The 23,385-nt window shown below is 37.1% G+C and carries 22 protein-coding genes and 1 other RNA gene; 11 read left to right on the top strand and 12 right to left on the bottom strand.

What is annotated here, in order from left to right; genetic code table 11:
* Positions 1-23: 23 nt before the first annotated feature.
* The 5 genes from IGJ53_RS05210 (at position 24) to IGJ53_RS05190 (ending at position 4,394) form a co-directional block, all read left to right on the top strand.
* Positions 24-470 (top strand): ImmA/IrrE family metallo-endopeptidase, encoded by a 447-nt coding sequence (locus IGJ53_RS05210; protein WP_375379627.1) that lies wholly within the window; start codon positions 24-26, stop codon positions 468-470.
* Positions 471-529: 59 nt separating this feature from the next.
* Complete coding sequence (locus tag IGJ53_RS05205) at positions 530-1,219, top strand: SHOCT domain-containing protein (RefSeq protein ID WP_061573481.1); 690 nt, start codon at positions 530-532, stop codon at positions 1,217-1,219.
* A 136-nt stretch (positions 1,220-1,355) separates the two neighbouring features.
* Positions 1,356-1,922 carry a DUF5067 domain-containing protein gene (locus IGJ53_RS05200; RefSeq protein WP_259741533.1) on the top strand — a complete coding sequence of 189 codons (567 nt, stop codon included), beginning with the start codon at positions 1,356-1,358 and terminating at the stop codon, positions 1,920-1,922.
* 122 nt (positions 1,923-2,044) lie between these two features.
* On the top strand, positions 2,045-2,992 hold the full coding sequence (locus IGJ53_RS05195) for a hypothetical protein (protein WP_061573480.1): 948 nt from the start codon (positions 2,045-2,047) through the stop codon (positions 2,990-2,992).
* Positions 2,993-3,170: 178 nt separating this feature from the next.
* Positions 3,171-4,394 carry a tyrosine-type recombinase/integrase gene (locus IGJ53_RS05190; protein ID WP_259741532.1) on the top strand — a complete coding sequence of 408 codons (1,224 nt, stop codon included), beginning with the start codon at positions 3,171-3,173 and terminating at the stop codon, positions 4,392-4,394.
* Positions 4,395-4,497: 103 nt separating this feature from the next.
* Here IGJ53_RS05190 and IGJ53_RS05185 read toward each other — a convergent pair whose 3' ends face one another.
* Together IGJ53_RS05185 and gdhA are read right to left on the bottom strand one after the other, a co-directional pair.
* The gene (locus IGJ53_RS05185; RefSeq protein ID WP_002290415.1) at positions 4,498-5,844 is read right to left on the bottom strand and encodes a glucose-6-phosphate isomerase; all 1,347 of its coding nucleotides are present in this window, start codon (positions 5,842-5,844) and stop codon (positions 4,498-4,500) included.
* Between the two features lie 111 nt (positions 5,845-5,955).
* Positions 5,956-7,305, bottom strand: coding sequence for an NADP-specific glutamate dehydrogenase (gene gdhA / locus IGJ53_RS05180; protein WP_010732285.1), 1,350 nt, complete (start codon positions 7,303-7,305; stop codon positions 5,956-5,958).
* Positions 7,306-7,421: 116 nt separating this feature from the next.
* Here gdhA and IGJ53_RS05175 point away from each other — a divergent pair, with 116 nt between their 5' ends.
* Positions 7,422-8,675 carry an NAD(P)/FAD-dependent oxidoreductase gene (locus IGJ53_RS05175; protein ID WP_010732284.1) on the top strand — a complete coding sequence of 418 codons (1,254 nt, stop codon included), beginning with the start codon at positions 7,422-7,424 and terminating at the stop codon, positions 8,673-8,675.
* 70 nt (positions 8,676-8,745) lie between these two features.
* Here IGJ53_RS05175 and ybaK read toward each other — a convergent pair whose 3' ends face one another.
* Genes ybaK through IGJ53_RS05160 form a run of 3 tightly spaced genes read right to left on the bottom strand, consistent with a single transcriptional unit; the run spans position 8,746 to position 11,200 of the window.
* A complete protein-coding gene (gene ybaK, locus IGJ53_RS05170) occupies positions 8,746-9,231 on the bottom strand; it encodes a Cys-tRNA(Pro) deacylase (RefSeq protein WP_010732283.1) in 486 nt (161 codons plus the stop codon).
* Positions 9,232-9,253: 22 nt separating this feature from the next.
* The gene (aroD, locus tag IGJ53_RS05165; RefSeq protein ID WP_010732282.1) at positions 9,254-10,006 is read right to left on the bottom strand and encodes a type I 3-dehydroquinate dehydratase; all 753 of its coding nucleotides are present in this window, start codon (positions 10,004-10,006) and stop codon (positions 9,254-9,256) included.
* A 15-nt stretch (positions 10,007-10,021) separates the two neighbouring features.
* A complete protein-coding gene (locus IGJ53_RS05160; RefSeq protein ID WP_259741530.1) occupies positions 10,022-11,200 on the bottom strand; it encodes a class I SAM-dependent rRNA methyltransferase in 1,179 nt (392 codons plus the stop codon).
* Between the two features lie 228 nt (positions 11,201-11,428).
* Here IGJ53_RS05160 and IGJ53_RS05155 point away from each other — a divergent pair, with 228 nt between their 5' ends.
* From IGJ53_RS05155 to IGJ53_RS05145, 3 genes are all read left to right on the top strand, one after another.
* Complete coding sequence (locus tag IGJ53_RS05155; protein ID WP_010732280.1) at positions 11,429-13,549, top strand: LTA synthase family protein; 2,121 nt, start codon at positions 11,429-11,431, stop codon at positions 13,547-13,549.
* Positions 13,550-13,720: 171 nt separating this feature from the next.
* A complete protein-coding gene (locus tag IGJ53_RS05150; RefSeq protein ID WP_010732279.1) occupies positions 13,721-14,446 on the top strand; it encodes an FtsX-like permease family protein in 726 nt (241 codons plus the stop codon).
* Positions 14,436-14,945, top strand: a complete 510-nt coding sequence (locus tag IGJ53_RS05145; RefSeq protein WP_010732278.1) for a hypothetical protein — start codon at positions 14,436-14,438, stop codon at positions 14,943-14,945. The genes IGJ53_RS05150 and IGJ53_RS05145 overlap by 11 nt, the downstream gene beginning before the upstream one ends.
* Before the next feature lie 72 nt (positions 14,946-15,017).
* On the opposite strand, the gene IGJ53_RS05140 is transcribed toward IGJ53_RS05145, so the two are convergent.
* The 3 genes from IGJ53_RS05140 to IGJ53_RS05130 are packed head-to-tail and all read right to left on the bottom strand — an operon-like array spanning position 15,018 to position 17,513.
* Positions 15,018-16,466 (bottom strand): sensor histidine kinase, encoded by a 1,449-nt coding sequence (locus IGJ53_RS05140; RefSeq protein ID WP_002290405.1) that lies wholly within the window; start codon positions 16,464-16,466, stop codon positions 15,018-15,020.
* Positions 16,466-17,182: a response regulator transcription factor gene (locus IGJ53_RS05135; protein WP_010732277.1), complete on the bottom strand. Its 717-nt coding sequence runs from the start codon at positions 17,180-17,182 to the stop codon at positions 16,466-16,468. Before IGJ53_RS05135 ends, IGJ53_RS05140 begins: the two co-directional genes overlap by 1 nt.
* On the bottom strand, positions 17,163-17,513 hold the full coding sequence (locus tag IGJ53_RS05130) for an SdpI family protein (RefSeq protein WP_002290403.1): 351 nt from the start codon (positions 17,511-17,513) through the stop codon (positions 17,163-17,165). The genes IGJ53_RS05135 and IGJ53_RS05130 overlap by 20 nt, the downstream gene beginning before the upstream one ends.
* A gap of 143 nt (positions 17,514-17,656) precedes the next feature.
* Here IGJ53_RS05130 and IGJ53_RS05125 point away from each other — a divergent pair, with 143 nt between their 5' ends.
* Positions 17,657-18,430, top strand: a complete 774-nt coding sequence (locus IGJ53_RS05125) for a Cof-type HAD-IIB family hydrolase (RefSeq protein WP_010732276.1) — start codon at positions 17,657-17,659, stop codon at positions 18,428-18,430.
* 171 nt (positions 18,431-18,601) lie between these two features.
* Positions 18,602-18,968, top strand: a transfer-messenger RNA (tmRNA) gene (gene ssrA, locus IGJ53_RS05120).
* Between the two features lie 843 nt (positions 18,969-19,811).
* Here ssrA and IGJ53_RS05115 read toward each other — a convergent pair.
* The 4 genes from IGJ53_RS05115 to alsS all read right to left on the bottom strand — a co-directional run bounded on the left by IGJ53_RS05115 (position 19,812) and on the right by alsS (position 23,271).
* Entirely contained in the window at positions 19,812-20,072 is a 261-nt protein-coding gene (locus IGJ53_RS05115) for a hypothetical protein (protein WP_002289617.1), read from the bottom strand.
* Positions 20,073-20,257: 185 nt separating this feature from the next.
* The gene (locus tag IGJ53_RS05110) at positions 20,258-20,755 is read right to left on the bottom strand and encodes a GAF domain-containing protein (RefSeq protein WP_002293167.1); all 498 of its coding nucleotides are present in this window, start codon (positions 20,753-20,755) and stop codon (positions 20,258-20,260) included.
* A gap of 128 nt (positions 20,756-20,883) precedes the next feature.
* A complete protein-coding gene (gene budA / locus IGJ53_RS05105) occupies positions 20,884-21,594 on the bottom strand; it encodes an acetolactate decarboxylase (protein WP_438749707.1) in 711 nt (236 codons plus the stop codon).
* Positions 21,595-21,606: 12 nt separating this feature from the next.
* Entirely contained in the window at positions 21,607-23,271 is a 1,665-nt protein-coding gene (gene alsS / locus IGJ53_RS05100; RefSeq protein ID WP_010732274.1) for an acetolactate synthase AlsS, read from the bottom strand.
* Between the last annotated feature and the right edge of the window lie 114 nt (positions 23,272-23,385).

Here is a 23,385-nt window from a genome sequence, read left to right as displayed (position 1 = left end):
GAGTGGATAAGGTCGAAAAATTCATGTCTAAGTTTCCCAATTTAGAATATAAATTTGAGAAGTATATGCCAGAGAAACAAAAAGGATTGTATATCGATAATGTCATTTATTTAAATCCAGAACAATCAATTCAAGAAATGGCAAGCACTATAACTGAAGAAATCGGTCACCACTTATCTAGCGTTGGGGATATTGTCGATCAGGACACTAATGAAAAAAGAAAACAAGAACAAAAAGCTAGAGATATTGGCTTTACACTGCTGGTTACTCCACAAGATTTTATAGATTGTTATAATGAAAGATTCACATTTATGTGGGAATCAGCAGAATTTCTAGGCATAACAACAGAGGCGTTAAAAAATGCAGTTAGAACATATTCTAAGATTTATCCAGACGGTCTAGCTTATAAGAACTATAAAATCTTATTTAAGTCTAATGGAACTGTAGGCGTTTTCGAGTGGTTTGATTGATTGCTGTAAAGTATTATGAATTTCTAAATATTATAAATATAAATAATGGAGTGAGAAGCATGGGCTTGTTTGGCAATAGCCAAAAGAAAGAAGAAAAAATAAAAAAAAAATTATTAATTCAAGAAGAAAATGAAGAAAAGAAATTACTAAAAAAAAGACAACAAGAAGAAAACTTAAGAAAATTAAAAGATTTTACTCCTAATAGAACAATTGAGAAAAGTATTTTTATAGATACAGAAAAACGACAATTTAAAATCAAGGGGCTCTTTAATTCTAGTTCTATTTATGATTTAGATAAAATAAACAGTTACGAATTAGTCGAAAATGGAACTTCTATTTCTTCAGGAGGATTAGGAAGAGCTGCTATAGGTGCCCTAGCTTTTGGTGGTGTAGGAGCCATCGTTGGAGCAGTTACTGGTAAAAAGAAAGATAATACTATTATAGAGCATCTTAATATAAAAATTAATATGAATGATCTGGATAAACCAGTTATATATTTGCCACTGATCAGTAAGAAAACAAAACGTAGCTCAATGTTATATAAAAATGCTATTGTACAAGCTGATAAAATATTATCAACTTTAGACATATTGTTAAAAGAAACCTCTAAAGAACAAATAAATATTATAGCAGAAAATCAAGTATTTTCTCCTGCTGATGAGTTAAGAAAATATAAAGAACTTTTAGACGACGGAATAATTAACCAAGAAGAATTTAATATAAAGAAAAAGGAATTATTGGATTTATAGAAATCATCTCTAAATTGAGAAATTAACAAATTTATACGGACTTCCTGAAAGCGCGTATATATTTTTAATTTAATTGGCGGCTACTACTTCCTGCCTCAAAGTGGGAGTAAATTATTTTATTTTTTTGGAGGAAAATATGAAAAAAATAGTTGGGATAGGATTGATTTTGTTTTTGAGCATCACATTAGGTGCTTGTGGTAACAACGATTCAAACTCTGATGTGCCTAAAAAAACGACTACTAATACTTCTACAATGGTTACTTTAGAGAGCAACAACTCTATGGATTCAAGTACTGAAGAAAAATCTACAAGTGATACAACTTTTGAAGACGATTCATCAAAGATTGTAATAAAAAACACTGAAGAATTATCTAGCCAATATGATCCAAATAAAAAAATATTAGCTATTGAAATTCAATATACTAATAAATCTGACAAAGCTCAAAGTCCTTGGATGGCATTCGCTACATCAATCAAACCTATACAGGAAACAGATAAAACCGAAGAACTATTGAATGGAGCAAATGGCTTGTTCCCTCAAGACTACAAACCAGATCTTGTAAAGATGGGCGATACAGATGTTAAGCCTGATGCTACTGTTGATGCAGTTGTTGGTGTAGAAATTATTTATCCAGGTTCTCCTATAATCATGAAAGATTTTATGGATAATGGAAGTTTTGAAAAAACTATCCCTACTAATTAAAAAAGGTTGGCCTTCGGGCTTTCTTTTTGTTAAGGCTTTATTAAGGGCGACTATCACTACCTGCCTTCAAGTGGGAGTAAATACTTGATTTACCCAGTGATATATTCAACAAGGAGGAATAAATGAGTACGTTTTTAATTTTAGTTGGGTTCTTTGGTTTTCTATTTGGAGTATGTTTTTTAGTATATTCTTTTTTCTCCAAGAAGAAACGTTCAAAGAAAAAGATTAGTATTGGAATTCTAGTAGCTTTTATAGTTATGGTAATCGGAGGGGCTCTTGCTCCACCAACAACTGGACAAGCAGATGTACACAAAGACGCTAAATCTTCATCTTCTAGTGTATCTGTCTCTTCTGAAAGCCGAGAAAAAGATGAAAAAAAGGCTAAAGAATTAGCTAAAAAGAAAAAGGCCGAAGAACAAAAAGCTAAAGAAGAGGCTGAAAAAAAGCACCAAGAAGAACAAAAAGCTAAAGAAGCTGAGAAAAAGCGCCAAGAAGAACAGAAAGCTAAAGAGGCTGAGAAAAAACGCCAAGAAGAACAGAAAGCTAAAGAGGCTGAGAAAAAACGCCAAGAAGAACAAAAAGCTAAAGAGGCTGAGAAAAAACGCCAAGAAGAAATTAATCAAAAAACTTCAACAGCTAAAACCATTCTGGAACAAGCTGAAGCTAATCCAACTAGAGATAACTACAATGCAGCATTATCAGCTATCCAATCTATACCTGGTGGAAACCAAGAATTACTAAATCGCTTAGTCAATGTTGATTCAACTATAAAATCTAATGAGGCAGCTGAAGCAGAACGACAAAAGCAACAAGCTGCTGAAGCTCAGCGTCAGGCTCAAGAACAGCAAGCTGCTGAAGCTCAACGTCAAGCTGAACAACAAAATAATTCATACACTGTTGATGGCCAGTGGTCTATCGCTGCAAATGGTATGGTTTTCGCTCGTTCAGATAGTGGAAAGTACTATTCTCGTGTTACAAATCCAAATAATTATCAATATATGACTCAAATAGATGCTGATAATGCTGGGTATAGTCGTGCCCCTCGAGGGAATCAATACGCTCGGCCCTAATTAGTTGCATTGTAATAGTTTAAGATCAGCCTTCGGGCTTTTCTTTTTAAATATAAAAGAACATAAGTTCGTATAAAAACTCTGTTAATACGAAGATTTTCTAAATATTCGTTCAAATCACATACCTCCCCTAAAATATTCTTATTATTAGAAATGAAATACGAAAGGATTGATTTTAATGGCTTCCATTAAAAAGTACTATTTAAAAAAATCAAAAGAATATCGTTATGAAGTCTATATATCAAATGGAATTGATCCTGGTACTAAGCTACAGAAAAAGATTCATAAAAAAGGGTTTAAAAGTCATGAAGAAGCAGAAAGATTCGCAAAAATTATCGAAGGTGAAATAGCTTCAGAAGAATATACACAAAAAAACCCTAAAAATTTGACTATAGAAAAGTTTATGGACGATTGGATTAATAACTATAAAATGAATGTTAAAGAAGGAACAAGAATTGTTCACAGAGCAAATATAAAAATGTACATCAATCCATATATTGGAAAATATAAACTAGATAAATATACTAGAGCTGATCACCAAAGATTCATCAATCAGTTACTTACTAAAAAGGGTTTGGGGAGAACTAAGGAAGGTCTCTCAGTAACAACAGCCAAAAGTATTAATGCCACTCTTAGCAATGCTTTCAAAAAAGCTATTCAGTTAGGATATATAAAGAATAACCCTACTAGTTTTGTTGAGTTTCCAAGAAATCCATCTGATAAAAAGAAAGTTAAATATTATACTTTTGATCAATCTGAACTATTTCTCGAATTTGCCAAAAAAGAAAAATCATTTATATGGTATCCCTTTTTTCTTATTATATTTGATCAAGGATTGCGAAAATCAGAAGCTTTAGGGCTTCAATGGGCTGATATTGATTTTTCTCAGAATACACTTAATATTAATCGTGAACGACTTGGAGCTGCTGAAAAAGGCCCTAACAAAGGTTTGATTATTACAGATGACACAAAAACCCCATCTGGTACACGGTCATTGCCTTTGACAAAACGAGTAAAGAAAGCCTTATTGACTTTAAGAAATCAAGTAATAAAAGAATTTGGTTTTTTACCTGAAACAGATGACCACGAAGCATTTATTTTTATAAACACTTACGGAAAAAATAAAGGTATTCCAATAAGGGATAGAACTGTTAATGGTGCTTCTCACAGAATTGAAAAACGTGCTAATCTCCCCCACATAACTGTGCATGATGGCAGACATACTTTTGCAGCTAGAACGAGACAAGCAGGAATACCTTTAGAAGATATCAAAGATTTTTTAGGTCATAAAGATGTTTCTACTACACAAGTCTATGCCCATATTTCTCCCGAAGTGAAAAAAAGATCAATGAATCAACTAGAAAACTATATAGAAGAGCAAATAAAAAAGCACTCAAATTGAGTGCTTTTTTTAAGTTCACTATCACTAAAACTATCACTAATTTTATTTAGAAGCGAACATGTTTCTATCACTGATTTTTTAAATCTAGCGAAAAACCCTTATCTTACAGGCGTTCGTTCAATTCTTTCGCAAGGTCTTCAAAGCCTGGTTTTCCTAGAAGTGCGAACATGTTTTTCTTGTAAGCTTCTACACCTGGTTGGTCGAATGGGTTGATTCCATTCAAGTAACCTGAAATACCTACAGCAATTTCAAAGAAGTACATTGTGTAACCCAATGTGTAAGCATCCATTTCTGGAATTTTGACTAGCAAGTTAGGTACGTCACCGTCTGTATGAGCAAGCAATGTTCCTTCAAATGCTTTTGTATTTACGAAGTCCACTTCTTTTCCTTGCAAGTAGCCTAGACCGTCTAAGTCTTCTGCTTGTTCAGGAATCGTGATTGATTTACGAGGTTTTTCAACTTTCACAACTGTTTCAAAAATATTGCGGCGTCCTTCTTGGATGAATTGTCCTAAAGAGTGCAAATCAGTTGAGAAGTTTGCGCTTGAAGGATAGATGCCTTTTTGGTCTTTTCCTTCAGATTCGCCATACAATTGTTTCCACCATTCTGAGAAGTATTGCATTCCTGGTTCATAGTTGATCAACAACTCAGTTACTTTGCCTTTACGGTAAAGAATGTTGCGCATTGCTGCGTATTGGTAAGCTTCGTTTTCTTCTAGTTTGTCGCTTGAATAAGCTTTGCTTGCATCAGCAGCTCCCTGCATCAATGCGTCGATATCTGCTCCACTAACAGCGATTGGTAACAAACCAACAGCCGTCAATACAGAGAAACGTCCGCCGATGTCATCAGGAATCACGAAAGTTTCCCAACCTTCTGCATCTGCTTCTACCTTAACTGCACCTTTTGCTTTGTCTGTTGTAGCGTAGATACGTTTGTTTGCTTCTTCTTGTCCGTATTTCTTAACAAGAAGCTCTTTGAATACACGGAAAGCAATCGCTGGTTCAGTAGTTGTTCCAGATTTTGAAATAACGTTTACTGAAAAGTCACGATCACCGATTACTTCGATCAAATCAGCGATATATGTTGAACTGATTGAATTTCCGGCAAAGAAGATTTGTGGTGCTTTGCGTGTGTCGCTATCTAATAGATTGAAGAATGTGTGATTCAAGAAGTCGATCGCTGCACGAGCGCCTAAATAAGAACCACCGATACCGATAACAACTAATACTTCAGAATCAGATTGGATTTTTTTAGCTGCTTCTTTGATACGTGCAAATTCTTCTTTATCATAGTTCGTTGGTAAATCTATCCAACCGCGGAAGTCGCTTCCTGCGCCAGTTCCTTCCCGTAATTCGTTGTGGGCTGCTGTTACTTGGCTTTGCATGTACCCTAACTCATGTTCATTGACAAACGGTGCTACTTTTGAATAGTCAAAATGAATGTGTGCCATTTGTTCTCCTCCTTATAGGTTTACTCTACAGGTAATACTTTACGTTTTTTTTTATTATTTTTCAAGCAAATAAACAAAATGCTGACAATATTTCCAAGAAAGTTTCATTTTTTAAACTAAACCTTCTGCTGCCATTGCTTTGGCAACTTTTTCAAATCCAGCAACATTTGCTCCAAGAAGCAGATTCTTTTCGTCACCATACTCAGCGGCTGTTTGGCGACATGTATGGTAAATCGTTTCCATGATTTGATCCAGCTGCTCATCCACTTGCTCTCTTTCCCAAGTCAATCGCTGGGCGTTCTGACTCATTTCTAAAGCAGATACTGCCACTCCTCCAGCATTAGCAGCTTTTCCTGGACAATACCACACGCCTGCTTCATGAAGAACAGAAACAGCTTTTACTGTACATGGCATATTAGCGCCTTCTGCTACGATTTTGATCCCATTTTCTACTAAGATTTCAGCCAAGCTTTCGTCTATTTCATTTTGAGTAGCACATGGCAAAGCGATATCCGCTTTTTCTTTCAATGTCCAAACAGATTCTCCAGCATGATAAACAGCAGAAGGACGTTGGTTCGCGTATTCTGTTAAACGTTGGCGCTTGATTTCTTTGATTTCTTTCAATAGTGACACGTCTATTCCTTCTGGATCATAGATATACCCGTTGGAATCTGAACATGTAACCACTTTTCCACCTAGTTCTTGCACTTTTTCGATTGCATAAATGGCTACATTCCCGCTTCCGGAAACAAAAACTGTTTTTTGATCAAATGAATCTTTTTCTTCGTTCAATAGATGTTTGACATAATAGACCAATCCGTATCCAGTCGCTTCTGTACGTATCTTACTTCCCCAAAAATCCAGAGGTTTACCTGTCAACACACCAGTATCATATTTTTTCAATCGTTTATATTCGCCAAACAAATAACCGATCTCTCTAGCTCCTACACCGATATCTCCTGCAGGAACATCAATTGATGGCCCGATATGTTTTGACAATTCCAACATGAAACTTTGACAAAAACGCATGATCTCATTATCAGATTTCCCTTTAGGATCGAAGTCACTTCCACCTTTTCCTCCGCCGATTGGCAGACCGGTTAAACTATTCTTGAAAATCTGTTCAAAAGCCAAAAATTTCAAGATACTTAGGTTGACACTGGGATGGAAGCGTAATCCACCTTTATAAGGGCCGATAGCTGAATTGTATTGGATACGGTAGCCTCTATTTACTCGCCAGTTTCCTTTATCATCTTGCCAAGGGACTCGAAATTGAATAATTCTTTCTGGTTCTGTTAAAAGTTCTAAAATATTCTTTTTGATATATTCGGGATGAGTGTCCAAAAAAGACATCACTGTGGGCATAAATTCATCGATTGCTTGTAAAAATTCTTCTTGTCCTTGATCCTTTTGATGTAGCTTTTCTTGAATTGCTTGAACATATTCTGTTGCGTTTGTCATCGTTCCACGCTCCTTTGCTTATCTTCCCTCATTTTAGCTCATTTTCTCTTTTGGCTCAAAACATTTTTTTCTGTTTTCTTTCTTTAAATATGCTACACTTTCCTTGAGGTGAGGGAATGGAAAAACTGTATGATGTGATTGTAGTCGGCGCTGGAACAAGCGGGATGATGGCAGCGATCAGCGCAGCTGAACAAGGCGCACGCGTACTTTTGATCGAAAAAAACAAAAAAGCAGGAAAAAAACTACTGATGACAGGTGGTGGTCGGTGCAACGTCACGAATAATCGTCCTGTTGATGATTTAATCGCACATATTCCTGGAAATGGAAAGTTTTTATATAGTACATTTGCGCAATGGAATAATTTCGATATCATGAACTTCTTTGAATCACAAGGCGTACATTTAAAAGAAGAGGATCATGGACGGATGTTTCCTGTGACAAATAAATCAAAAACGATTATTGAAGCATTGCTCAATCGTCTGAAAGAACTAGATGTGACGATCCTATTCGCTACTCGGGTAGAGAAATTGATCCACAAAGAACATAAAATTTACGGTATACGCACGGAATTCGAAGAGTTCCATGCTCCTGCCGTTATCTTAACGACTGGTGGTCGGACTTATCCCTCTACTGGTTCTACTGGAGATGGGTACAAGATCGTGAAGCGAGTGGGTCACACGGTGACGCCTCTTTATGCGACAGAGTCCCCCTTGATATCGGATGAACCGTATATTCAGGAGAAAACACTTCAAGGGCTTTCTTTACAGGACATCACTTTACGTGTTCTAAATAAAAAAGGCCGTGTATTGACTGAACATACGATGGATTTACTTTTCACCCATTTCGGTATTTCTGGTCCGGCTGCACTGCGTTGTTCAAGTTTTGTCAATAAAGAATTAGAAAAAACGGGAGAACCAGTGACACTTTCTCTGGATTGTTTCCCTACACAAACCAAACAAGAGCTTATTCATTTCTTGACAGAAAAAAGTAAAACCACCAAAAAGAACTTGGTAAATGCTTGGCACGGTCTATTACCTGAGCGATTGTTGGTTTTCTTTCTTGAGCGGCTTGAAATGGACAGCCTAACAGGACAACAAGCCTCTCAAAAACAAATTCAAGATTTCGTTCAATTATGCAAAGAGTTTAAGTTATCGATCAACAAGACTTTTCCTATTGAGAAATCATTTGTAACTGGCGGAGGGGTTTCTCTAAAGGAAATTCATCCTAAAACGTTGGAGAGTAAAATCATTGATGGTCTGTATTTTGCCGGAGAATTACTGGATGTCAATGGTTATACTGGCGGCTTTAACATCACAGCGGCTTTCGCTACAGGACATGTAGCAGGAATGAATGCTGGGCAAAGAGCATAATGTATAAAAAAGAAAGAAGTAGGCTGGGCAAACAACATCCCGGCCTCCTTCTTTCTTTTATACGTATGATTTATTGTTTTATATCTGCAAATTGTCCGCTCGTTAATGCACAGATATCTTGCGGTGCTAACTCCATCTGCAGCCCTCTTCTGCCAGCTGATACAATGATTTGTTCATAGCTTTCTGCTATTTGATCTAAATAAGTAGGAAATAGTTTTTTCATTCCTATAGGCGAGCAGCCACCACGTATGTATCCGGTCGTTGCTTCCAAATCTTTCAAATGAAGCATTTCTACTTTTTTATTCCCTGAAACTTTTGCTAATTTTTTTAGATTCAATTCGGCTTCTCCCGGTATCACAGCAACAAGAGGCCCCGTCACATTGCCCACAGCAACCAGTGTTTTAAATATACGAGATTGGCTCTCTGGGAGCTGTTCGGCGACAGAGGACGCACTTAGATGGTTTTCGTCCCATTCATATTCGTGTTCTGTATAGGGAATCTTTTTTTGTTCGACCATACGGATCGCATTCGTTTTTACTATTTTTTTCTTTGCCAAAAAATATCACCTCAAACTTGTTCTACAACGGTTCATTTAATAATTGGATAATTTGCTTCAATGCTTTGACCGGTAATTGTCCTGGAGCAGAAGCATTGCTTAAGGAACCAAACGTCATGACGGATCCTGTCGTTCCGCCAGCCAGACGAGAAATTTTCCCCAGATCGCCCATAGACATCGTAATGATAGGCATGGAGACAAAAGCATTTGCCCGTCTAGTCAACTCCATCAATCGCAAAACATCTCGTTCATTATTGGGAGTCACTGCCAACTTTCCGATATCAGCGCCAAAATGTTCCATGACATTCAGTCGGTAAAGCAAGACAGGGTCAGCTGGTGTTTCTTTAAAATCATGACTACTGATGATCAAAGGGATATCTAAAGATTTGATTTTCTCTATCAGTCCTTTCCCTAAACTTTCAACTTTGAACAACTCGATATCGACCATATCTACTAATCCAGTGTGTATCACATATTCATAAAGGTCGCGATACTGACGAATCGATATGTCTTGTTCCCCGCCTTCAGCTAAGGTACGGAACGTAAATAATAACGGCAGCCCATCAAGCATCTCATGGATAAGAACCAATGTTTCTGCAACTTCATCAAAAGAAAAAACCTCACGATAATGATCGACTCGCCATTCTACTAAGTCGGCCCCTGCTTCACGTGCAAGAACTGCTTCACGTAATACTTCCTCTCGGACGGCTCCGATAAGAGGCGCACAAATCTTTGGTCTACCGCTTCCTATATTCAATCCCTTTATCCGAACCACTCTGCATCGCTCCTTCTAATGGTTATTTTTAATTTGATAAACAAACACTTTCAGATAATTGCCTTCTAAAAAGGTATCCGTCGTCTGGAAATCTTTTGGCAGACGATATAAAGCAAGTTGTTCAAAAGAAACATTTTTGGCATGGAATTCCTCTTCGATCATTGTTTGGAATTGTTCGATCGAGACATTCGCAGCATTTGTAGACGCAATAAGTATCCCGTTTTCTGCTAAAATATCCAGACTATCCTTGACCAGTTCCCCATAATCTTTTGCTACGCGAAAGACTTTTTTCTTGTTTCTGGCAAAACTTGGTGGATCCAATACAATCATGTCATATAAAAATTGTTTTCTTTTTGCGTATTTGAAATACTCGAATACGTCCATAACAATGATTTTTTGCTGATCGACATCCAGGCCATTCACTTCAAACTGTTCCTGTGTTTTTTTCAAACTGCGTTTTGCTAGATCGACACTTGTCGTTTCGATTGCCCCTCCCATTGCGGCAGCAACAGAAAAGGCACCGGTATAACTAAACATATTCAAAACTGTTTTCCCAGAAGCGAAGCCTTCTGCTAATGATCCCCGTACTTCTTTTTGGTCTAGAAAGATACCAGTCATTAATCCTTCATTCAAATAAACGGCAAATTTTACTCCGTTTTCTTTTACGATCAAGGGCTCCGGTGCCTCTTTTCCGTAAATGAACTGGCTCTCAGGCAGATTCACTGATTCAAAACGAATTTTCTCATATCCGCCGATGATTTCCGGATAGATTTCACGAAAAGCTTGAATCAATAATTCACGATGTGTATATAACGTCTCGTTATACCAAGAAAAAACAGCATAACCTGCATAATAATCAATAATCAGACCGCCGATTCCGTCTCCTTCTCCATTGAATACACGAAAAGCGGTAGTAGAATCATCTGTAAAAAAGAAAGTTCTTTTTTCTTTTGACTTCACAAAAAGTTCTTCAAAAAATGATTGATCAAATGGGATATCCTGCTGGCTCAATACCCAACCGATCCCTTTATTCTGCTTTCCTAGATATCCTTTTGCGATAAATTGGTTTTGCGGATCAACTAATTCCACCCATTGCGTGGTTTCTTTTTGGGGATGTGAAAGGTCTTCTTTTTGGATCAGTGGATATCCTTTTTTCAATCGACTGCTTGCTCTTTTTTTTACTTGTACTTTCATTCCTTCACCTGCTTTAGCTTTCTCTTCTCAAGTATAACAAAAAACATAGGTCTTGTCTTACTGCTCCTTTTTCATCAAGCTTAAAGAAAACCTTAATGAAACAGCACAAAGTTCTGGTTTCAATTGACACTATATTGTCATACTAGTAAAATAAATGAGAATAAGTGAGCTGTGTAACATGGTTTCATGACACTTCTGTGATTAAGAAGTGCAGAAAGGAAGATTATCTTGAAATATATAAAAACACCTGCCTTTTTGAATAAGAGGCTCGGATTTTTTTCTTTACTAGTCGTTTTACTTTGGTTGAAAACGATTTTTGCCTATTTGGTCGATTTCCATCTCGGAATTGAAAGTGGCATTCAATACTTTATCTTGTTTATCAATCCTATTGCAACTACACTGTTATTACTTGGAATTGCTCTTTATATCAGACGCCCTAGAGTTGCTTATATCACGATGATGGTCATTTATTTTCTTTTGACATTGCTTGTTTTTTCGAATGTCACTTATTATCGAGAATTCACGGACTTCATTACGATCAACACGATTTTAGGTGCTGGGAAAGTAGCAAGTGGTCTGGGAGAAAGTGCCATTCGACTGTTTCGCCCATATGACGTGATCTATTGGATCGATTTCATTCTCTTGACTGTTCTACTGATCGCCAAAAAAATCAAGTTGGACCCTCGTCCGATTCGAGCAAGAATGGCTTTTGCGATCTCTACATTAGCCGTTATGATTTTCTCAGGAAATCTTTTTATGGCGGAAGCTGATCGTCCAGAATTATTGACTCGTACATTCTCTCGGGATTATTTGGTCAAATATCTTGGCTTGAATGCGTTCATGGTTTACGACGGCGTTCAAACTTACCAGACAAACCAAGTGCGGGCAGAAGCAAGCCCCAATGATATGAAAGAAGTAGAAAATTATGTAAAAGAACATTACGCAGCACCAAATGATGATTTGTTTGGACTTGCTAAAGGAAAAAATGTGATTTATATCCATTTAGAAAGCTTCCAACAATTCTTGATCGATTATAAATTGACAGATGAGAATGGTGTCCAGCATGAAGTTACACCTTTCATCAATAGTCTTTACCACAGCAATAGCACGTTCAGTTTTGACAACTTTTTCCATCAAGTAAAAGCAGGAAAAACAAGTGATGCGGAAACGCTGATGGAAAATTCATTGTTTGGCTTGAATCAAGGCTCCTTGTTCACACAATTAGGCGGAAAAAATACTTTCCAAGCTGCACCTGATATTTTAAGTCAAACAGAAGGCTACACAAGTGCAGTGTTCCATGGGAACGCCGGCACATTCTGGAATCGAAACGAGACCTATAAGAATTTAGGATATGATTATTTCTTCGATTCTTCTTATTATGACGTTAATGATGACAATTCGTTCCAATACGGTTTGCATGATAAACCATTTTTCCAACAATCTGTACAATACTTGGAACGTCTGCAACAACCATTTTATTCAAAATTCATTGCTGTATCTAACCATTATCCTTATTCGAAATTCACCAATGACGAAGCTGGATTCCCGTTAGCCAATACAAACGATGAAACGATTAACGGTTACTTCGCGACAGCCAATTATTTAGACACTGCCGTACAAGAATTCTTCAACTATTTGAAAGAAAGCGGCTTGTATGATAATTCAGTTATCGTTCTTTACGGTGACCATTATGGTGTCTCGAATTCTAGAAATAAAAATCTAGCAGAACTAGTTGGAAAAACAAGTTCTACTTGGACAAATTATGACAATGCACAAATGCAGCGTGTCCCTTATATGATCCATATTCCTGGACAAACACAAGGCGGGATCAATCACACTTATGGCGGCCAAGTTGATGCTTTGCCTACACTGCTTCATTTACTAGGTGTAGATACAAAAAATTATATTCAGTTAGGACAAGATCTATTCTCGAAAGATCATGAACAGCTTGTTTCTTTCCGTGATGGCGATTTTGTTACTCCAAAATATACTTACTACGGTGGTACCATCTACAGTAACGAAACTGGTGAAGCCATTACTGAACCTACTGAGGAAGTACAAAATGAAATTGATTCACTCAAAGAAAAAGTTGATAAACAGTTAGCTGTTTCTGATCAAATCAATAACGGTGATCTTCTTCGCTTCTATACGAATAGTGGACTAGACCCAATTGATACCAGTGATTATGACTACAAGAATGGCTTAGAGAAATTAAAAGAAGCTGAAAAATCTCTAGGTGACAAATCAACTAGTGTCTTTAGTCAACACAACGGACAATCAACTGTTGATCTTTATAAAACACAAACGTATCAAGAACTTCACGGAACGACCACAAGTTCTTCCGAATGACAAATCAAATCTGAAAGGAGCTGTGACAAACATCTTGTCACAGCTCTTTTTTCACAACCTCTTGCTTTTTGCAAGAGGATTTCTGGTTTTGGTTTTAATTCGTGATTTTACTAAAGGAATTTCATACTTTATTCATATTCATTTTTTATACTTTTTATAGAGGTGAAAAGTATGAAAATGATCCACTATGCTACTGCTCGATTAATTTATTACAAAAAGCAGACAATACTCTATTGTTTATTTTCAAGCTTTTCTGCTTTTTTATTGATAGCATGCCTGACTCTTTACCATTTGCAATCGGCTTTAGCGAATCAAGTCCAAGATCGGCTTTCATTTATCGGTGCTTCTGCATCTACGGAGCTTCTTCCGGCTTTAGAATTAGCTAGCCGATTTTATCTAAAAGGCATATTCAGTTTATTTTTTCTGTTTGCCTTCTTTTTTATCTTTTTCTTTTACTATTCACTCAGGCAAAACCAGCAAGAATTGATGAATTGGCGCCTGACTGGTCTTTCTAAAGCCAAACTGTTCCTTTTTATTTTTTGGCAGCTGTTCTTTCCTCTCTTTCTTTGTTGTATCTTGGTTTTATTGTGGATCGTCAGCTTCCAGTCGATTTATGAAACACTGCTTCAAAGGATCAATTTTCTTGTCTTAAAGACTGCTGAGCTGCCAGATATCCGTGATATCTTGACTTCAGTAAGCGGACTTACGATTCCGATGGATCAGCAGACTTTCTTTACTATCGATTTTCAAAATGATCTGTTTTTCACAGATATTCTTAGAGGCTTTGCCCAAACACTTGTTGGACTTAGCGGGTGCTGTCTGATTCTCAGCCTATTCCCATTCACTTTTTTTATCCATCACTTGCAAAGCAGGAGGCCTAAACGTAATGAAACTTGAATATTTGATTAACGCTGACCATTTGACCGTTATCTTGTGTCCCCTTGAAAAACAGGATAAGATATTGGAACATTTAAAAAAAGAAGTTCTAGTTGCTAATCTGGAAAATTTCGCCATCGTTCAAAAAGATTGGCCCATGTTTCCTTACCTAAAGCTCAAAGACCATGTGCTGTTAGATTTACCAGAAAAGGGAATCAAACAAGATCGTTTAGCCTATCAAGAAAAACTTGATATTTCTTCTTCATTACTTAATTGTGCGGCGACTGAGCTTACGCCTTTTGAGAAAGTAAAGCTTCAATTGCTTCATGCGTTGCTTTCCAAACGAAACAATATTGTTATTGAAGATACATTTGATGAACTTAGTATATTGGAGATCCAAGAACTGCTCCACTTGCTTTCTTATTTAGCTCATGAAGAAAATCAAGGTATTTTACTCTTTACGCATGACGCTACTATTGCCCAAAGTCCTTACATTGATCGTTTAGAGCCTGCGGGTTAAATCAGTCCTTTTATTATAAGAAAACAAGTGATATAGAAGATCGATTCATGATCTTTTATATCACTTGTTTTTTTACTCTTCTTTGATTTCTACGTCAGGCAAACGAACAGTGAATTTCGTTCCTTTTCCTAGTTCGCTTTCTACTTCTAATTTTCCTTTATGCAGGCGAACAAGCTGCTGCACGATTGGTAAACCTAATCCTGATTCACCATATTTTGTATTTTTTCTTGAAGGATCCACTTTATAATAGCGATCCCAGATACTTTTCATTTGTTGTTCAGACATTCCAATTCCCGTATCTTCGATCGTGATGATCGTTTCAAGATAACCTTTTTCCAGGGTAACCATGATTTGGCCGTTTTCGGTAAATTGTATCGCGTTTTGAATAATATTGACCATGATTTGGACAAAACGGTCATAATCCGCGTAAACATCGATATCATCATCAGCTTTCAGTGTCAACGTATCCCCTGCTGCCTCTGCTTTAGCTTCTAACTGGGCAACAATATTCCTCAATGTTTCTGTACCATTGAATTTTTTAATGACCATACTGATTTGATTCGTACGGATTTTTTCATAATCCAAATTTTCATTCACTAAACGGATCAGACGCTCTGTTTCATTCTTCATCAATTTAATCGCATTTTCTCGCTGATTCTCAGGGATTGCATTGTATTCCAACCCTTCCAGAAGACCGTTGATTGTCGTAAGAGGTGTTCTCATCTCATGGGAAGCATCTGCCATGAATTGTCTTCGACGATTTTCTTGTTCTTCGATTTCTGCTTGAGATTCTTTCAGTGAATTCGTCATTTTATTGAAATCATCTGCTAACTCATCAAATTCATCTTTATCATGTACGGGAAGCTGTACATCAAAATTGCCATTCGTCACTTCTTTCGTCGCATTCCTTAAACGATTGATCCGCTTGACTTGAAATGCTGCAAAAGCATAACTGGCAATGACCGCCACAATACTGGAAAAAATGAAGCCTTTGAACAGGTTCAGTGTAATTGGACGAACACTGTTATCGATATTCCGCGCAGGTTGACTGACTACAAGTGCTCCATAGAATTCATGATTCAAATTGAATGGTACAAGTGCGTAAGAGGTCGCCTGTGCTTGCCCTAAAATGTTTTTATTCGATGTGAATTTCTCTTGACGCCCACTCCTCAGATTTTTCCATTGATCCGTTGTTAAGGTAAAGTTCAGCAATGCTGTATTGGTCGGATAAATGACACGTTCATTTTTGTCGATGAATATAAAATTCACATTTTGTTCTGTCAGTACTTGCTCCGTCAGCAGCAATGCATTTTGAAATGCCTGATCTTGGCTAAACTGCGGAAGTGTATCGGCATAGGTTTGCGTTGTCTTTTCAACTGATTCAGCGTATCCAAACAGTTGCTGATAATTGTTTTCTTCAATCGTCTGTTTTGTCAGTTGCGTAAAAGAAACTCCGACGATCAATAAGATTAACGCGACCATTCCACAAAAAGCTAAGAGTTGCTGATACAAATAACGCATTAGGCAACACCAGAATCATCAAATTTGTAGCCGACTCCCCAAACAGTTTGGATAACTTGTGGTCCGACTTTTTCAATTTTTTGACGCAATTTCTTGATATGGGCATCTACTGTCCGTTCATCACCAAAATACTGGTAATCCCAGACTAGTTCAAGCAACTGTTCCCGAGAAAATACTTGTCGTGGTTTTTTTGCTAAAGTAAACAATAGATCGAATTCTTTAGGCGTCAAGCCTTCGATGGGCCGATTGTCCAGATATGCTTCTCGTGTTTTCGTATTCATCTTGAAATGACTGGTCTCAATATCAAAATGGTCATCTGAAACCGCTGCTTCTTCTCTAGCCTCTGCCAACTCGCTACGGCGATGTAAAGCTTTCATTCGAGCAATAAGCGTCAGCGGACTGAAAGGTTTCGTCACATAATCATCTGCCCCCATCTCTAAGCCGATCACCTGATCACTTTCAGAATCTCTAGCTGTCAGCATGATAATTGGCACTGTGCTTGAAACTTTGCGGATCTCTCTTCCTACTAGCATGCCGTCCATTGTAGGCAAATTCAAGTCCAATGTGATCATGTCCCAGTGTTGGGGGTTTTCTAAAAAGGCGTCGAGCCCATCTTTTCCATCATACTTGAAGGTTGCTTCCCAACCTTCATTTAAGAAAAACATCTGCATCATTTCAGAAACAGATTGATTATCTTCAATCATTAAAATATTCATTATCGTTCCCTCCAGTTTCCAGGTCATATCTCTGTAATTTTTTTTCTGTCATAATAAAAATGGGCATAATTGGAAATACCAATAATAGCATTTCAATCAAAAAATAATTCGTATGTCCAGATGTCTTTAAATAATAACCGATCAATGTCATCAGTAAGCCCATAAGGAAAAACCAGTTCCCGCTTGTCTTTTGTGCTAGTCGCCAATGAGCGTCTGTTTTTGCAGCAAGAGGCGAATGGTACCCATAAAAAGGCAGGTTTCCTTTTGAGGGCAGAATCCGAAAAAGACTGCCAATTATTAAGAATAAGATACCAATACTGAAAAAAATCATTCTTTCCCTCCTAAATTCTCTTCTTATAGTATACTCTATATTGTTGACTGAACCAATATGTTCAGGAATTCTTCACGAAAGGTTTGTCTTTTGTTCATTCTTTGTTAAGATAAACTTATTCCAATAAAAAAGGAGTTTTATTTGTGTCAAATTATCGTGCAATCACTTTCTTTGATCTTGATGGAACATTACTAGATGCGAAGTCAAAAATCACACCCGAAGTGGCAAAAGCTATGAATGCATTAAAAGAAAACAACGTTCTTCCCGTCATCGCCACAGGACGTACAGAAGCAGAAATCAACTCGATCATGGAAGATGCGGGCATTACTTCTGCGGTCACCATGAACGGTTCTTTCATTCGAGTAAACGGTGAAGAAATCTACTCTCAAACATTTTCTTCAGAAGAATGTCAAAAAATGTATGATCATGTACAGTTGAATGGGCACGAACTTTCTTACTATAACGACCAGAAAATCTGGTGTACCGGTCATAGCCAAACAATGATCGATGCTTATGACTTTATCCATTCAGATGTGCCGGAAATAGATCCTCTAGGCTTTAAAGACAATACAGTAAATATGTTACTTATCTTATCTCAATCGGGTGACGAATACTATCATGAACATTTTCCTGAGCTAACTTTTTATCGGAATGGTCCTTACTCGATTGATACAGTGAAGAAAGGAATCTCAAAAGGCGCAGGTGTCAAACGACTGAAAAAAGAACTTCAATTAGAAGAAGTTCCTACTTTTGGATTTGGCGATGGTCCGAATGATTTTGCCTTGTTGGAAGCTTGCGACAACAAAATCGCTATGGGCAATGCCTATGATGGATTAAAAGAACTTTCTACTTTCATCACAAAGAAAAATACAGAAGGCGGGATTGTCCACGCATTGAAGCATTTTGATCTGATTTAAGGACATTTTTTCGAAACTGGACCCTTTCTAAAAAAAAATCACTTATTTTTTCTTAAGAAAGGGACAGTTTTATATAAATAATGGGGTAGCATCCGCTTTTTTATTGAATTTATCCCAAGATGTGCTATACTGATTTTGTATGAAAAATACACGTAACCCTTGTTAGCTAACGGGGACGTTACGGATTCGACAGGCACAGTCGAGCTTGAATTGCGTTTCGTAGGTTACGTCTACGTAAAAACGTTACAGTTAAATATAACTGCTAAAAACGAAAACAACTCTTACGCTTTAGCTGCCTAAAAACAGTTAGCGTAGATCCTCTCGGCATCGCCCATGTGCTCGAGTAAGGGTCCTAACTTTAGTGGGATACGTTTCAACTTTCCGTCTGTAAGTTGAAAAAGAGAATATCAGACTAGCGATACAGAATGCCTGTCACTCGGCAAGCTGTAAAGCGAAACCTCAAATGAGTTGACTATGAACGTAGATTTTTAAGTGGCGATGTGTTTGGACGCGGGTTCGACTCCCGCCGTCTCCATATATGTATGGTTGAGACTAATAGATACTGTAAAAAACGTTGATAAATCAACGTTTTTTTATTTTGGCTTAAAAAAATTTGAATTTTTTGCTTTTTATTTAACAATTAAAATTTGGCTTATATTGTCACACTTAGTTTTTCTTTGTCAACAGTCTTTCCTTCAATAATTTTCTTTATAGATTTATCCGTTTTAACTTTATTAGTTCCTATAAAAAATACCAATCAGAAATTACCATAAATAATGAGTATCTATTTAGAAAACATTAGAAATAACCAGTAAAATGAACGGCCAATTGTACTTTTACTGGTCATTTATAGAATTTTTTTAAGGAGATAGAATATTATTAATACGTGACACTTCCATTTATGTCAAATGTTTTGGCCCGCTCATTACTTTCAAATCGAAGAAAATACGTGCCAGAAGTTAATGAACTCGTGAAGGTGCCGTTGCTAGTTCCAGAAAAATTCCTAGAAGAAACTATAGTTGAGCCTATCAGATTCTGCCATGCAATAGCAACATTCAACACAGTAGATGCTCCAGCACTCCGTCTAGTTAGATTATGCCTAACAGTATACGAACGTGTAGTTGAAGTAGACCAAAAGGACTTTAGAGATACCTTATATATAATCTAAAAGAAGCGAAGGAGAATTTCTGACAGTGAAGCAAACGAAACTAGTTTTTATATACTGAACTAGATTCAGGTTGCATAGAGAATCAATTAAAGAAAATTTACAATTATTGTGCCGCTTAAAAAGAAAAGAGACATATAAAAAACAACGCCAACTAAATAAAGTGCCTTCAAAAGCTTGGACTCCTCGCTTTTGAAGGCACTTTATTTAAAATCTTTATGAAACTAAAGTATGTTCATATTTATTGCTGTAATTATATAGATATTCTGTCGTTTCCAACTCATAAACGTGAGTGTATTTTGCCACTACTTTTCCGCATTTTTCTAATATTTCATTGCGATCGACGTCATGATATTCGTCTACGCAGATCACAACACAATTTTCTAATTTACTGATTACTTCTCCAACCACTTTTTGTTTCAAGCCAATAGGTTGGCAAATATATTTTTTCCCTAAAATGATAGTTTCGTTATTCATATTTCATCCATCCTTAATGTGTTTTTCATTATTTAAAATGATAATACCATTAAAATATGATTATGAAAACCAATAACATTTGTGATTTTATAAAAAAATAAAAAAACCGAAAAACAGATATGCCCACTGTCTTTCCGGCTCTTTTTATTTTTGATTTCTCTTCTTTTTTGTTTCAATAGTCAATTTTAATTATTAATAAATGAAAAAGCATTTATATTAAAATTTGCTAATAAAAGATCTACATATTTTTCTAGAAATGCTTGATCGATTTCATCGTACCCTTTCGTTACTCCGCAATCGATATCTAAAACACCGATTAAATGACCTTCTTTTACCATTGGTACAACGATTTCTGATTGTGCGGCTGAATCACAGGAAATATAATTTTCATGTTTTTTGACATCGTCAACGATCAATGTCGCTTGTTTTTCAGCTGACTCTCCACAAACTCCTTTTCCCATCTTGATACGTGTGCAGGAAACTCGCCCTTGGAACGGTCCTAAAATCAATTCATTACCATCAAATAAATAGTATCCTGCAAAGACGGTCTCAGGTAATGTTTCATTCAACAATGCAGATGAATTTGCTAAGTTTGCTAACCAATTATCTTCTGCTTCTAATAATCCTTGTTGCTGTAATAATAGAATTTCGTATGCATCTTTTTTCTGTTTTTCTGTCCACATGATAAAAACCGCTCCTTTTTAATCTATGGAAAAGATTATAGCTCAGTTTTTTGGTAAACGCTAGGTTTGCTTCTCAAAAAAGCGAGATACGTTAGGTTGTTTACCTTAAACGCATCTCGCTGTCTTTTTTATTCTGCTTGTTGGATTTCTGCTGCTAAATCAGCATAATCAATCGTTTCGTGAACAAAAGTCGGATCATCAACTGGAAAGTGCTGTACAAGAGAAGAGATGCGGTTGATTTCCACGTTTCCTTCAGTTACTTCAAAATCCATTACATGTCCGCCAAATGTATGTGTATCATCGATAAAATGCAGATGAAATCCCGCTGCGGCAACTCCTTGGAATAATTCAGGCGTAAAGAACCCGACTAATGTTCCATGAATCTTGCTTTGTTGGAATTCTGGTTGAGACTCTGAAATTTTTGCTAGTCTTCGATAAGGTTTTTCTTGTTTCGGCATGATACGGATATGCATGTTTTTGAATAATCCAGTTATCTTCACTGCTAAAAATAGATTTTCCCCATCTTCTTTTACTAAGATGTCTTTTTTCAATTGTTCTCCATCTGCAGATTCTGAGACAGAAAAACTAGTATCTGGCGTAAAATCTGTAATTGCTGCATAGGGGGTAAGTTCACTTCCATCTAATTGGACAACTGAGCCATCTGATCTTCCTTGATAAGCTACGCCATCTAAAAAGATGACTTCACCATCAAGTCCATGCAATGTTCCCAATCCCAGAGTTCCTTTTTTCAATATATGAGCAATCGTTTCTGTTCCATCCATCAAGCCGGCCATCAAAGCTCCTAATGTCCCGTGCTGGTATAAGATTTTTTCAGTCATGTCGACACTTCCTTAATAGAATTGATCTGGTAAGATTGTTTCTCCCAATTTCTCATTATCACGGTAATCGATCGGAATATCAATAATTACGGGTCCTTCTGTCGCAAATCCTTCTTCTAAAGCTTTTTCTAATTCCTCTACACTTGTAGCTCGGATTCCTTTAGCACCAAAAGCTTCTGCATATTTCACAAAATCAACTGGACCAAAGTCTACACCTGACGCCCGTTGATATTTCATTTTTTCTTGGAACTCTACCATATTGTAGTGTCCATCATTCCAAATCAAATGAACGATATTCAATTTTTTACGTACAGCCGTTTCTAAATCCTGGGCAGAGAATAAAAATCCGCCATCTCCGGAAACTGATACGATTTGCGTATTTGGACGTACCAGTGCAGCAGAAATTGCCCATGGTAATGCTACACCAAGCGTTTGCATACCATTACTGAATAACAGATGTCGGGGTTCATAACTTCTAAAGTGGCGTGCCATCCAAATATAATGACTCCCTACATCTACGGTAACGGTCATATCATCTGTTACTTTTGATTGAAGTGTGTTGATGACTTCTAAAGGATGCAAGATACCTGCTTCTCCTTTTGATTGGACAATATCCCGCTCCGTTAGTTTTGCTTGAAGAGATGCTAAATATTCTTTCGCATCTTCTGACACTTGTTGAGGCTCTAATGAACCTGTCAATAAATCAAGAGTAGCTGAGATATCGCCAATCAACTCTCTTTCAGGCTGCATAAACGGATCGATTTCAGCTGGTGCTTCATCGATCACAATGATCCGCGCATCTTTTTCTGCGTTCCAGTTTCTTGCTTCATATTCGATTGGATCATAGCCAATTGCGATGACTAGGTCGCTTCGTTTCAAAAGCATATCGCCTGGTTGGTTTCTAAACAATCCCACACGACCAAAGAAATGCGCTTCTAATTCACGCGAGATCACTCCTGCTGCTTGGAATGTCTCTACAACAGGTAATGCTGTCTTTTCAACTAATTGTCGGATAGCTAATGTTTCTTTTTCACTTGATCCCCGCATACCTACTAATAACACCGGTAGTTTTGCTTCCCTGATGCGTTCGGCTAAATAACGGATATCATCTGCAGAAGCAGAACCTAATTTAGGATCACTCAATGGCTTGATGATATTACCTTGAACTGGCGCATCCACTACGTCTTGAGGAATGCTGATAAAACTCGCTCCTTTTTTTGAGCTCTTAGCCATACGATAAGCATTGGCAATCACTTCTGAAATTGTTTCCGGATCTTGGATTTCTGCACTGTATTTTGTGATTGGCTGGAACAGCGCTGCATTATCCATGCTTTGATGGGTCAACTTCAATAGATCGCTTCGTTTTACTTGCCCGGCAATTGCTAAAACTGGGTCTCCTTCTGCTGTCGCTGTTACCAAACCTGTAGCTAAGTTACTAGCACCTGGACCACTTGTTGCGATAACAACCCCGGGTTCTCCTGTGATACGTCCGATTGCTTGTGCCATAAATGCAGCATTTTGTTCGTGACGAGTTACGATTAATTCAGGACCTTGATCCTCTAATTCATTAAATACACCATCGATTTTTGCGCCTGGTATACCGAATACATAATCAACGTGATGGTTAATCAAACTTTCTACTACAGATTTCGAACCTTGTTTCATTTTTTCAGCCATTGAACATCGTCCTTTTTATGCTTTATTTTTAATTATTAGTTAGAAATAATCACAAACAAGTGATACAGTTTCTAAACCTGTTTCATTCAGAAGTATAGCACGTTTTATTTCATT

The organism is Enterococcus sp. DIV1283b (genome assembly GCF_051710965.1).
Lineage (GTDB): Bacteria > Bacillota > Bacilli > Lactobacillales > Enterococcaceae > Enterococcus_B > Enterococcus_B lactis.
This window is presented reverse-complemented; position numbering and strand designations above follow the sequence as displayed.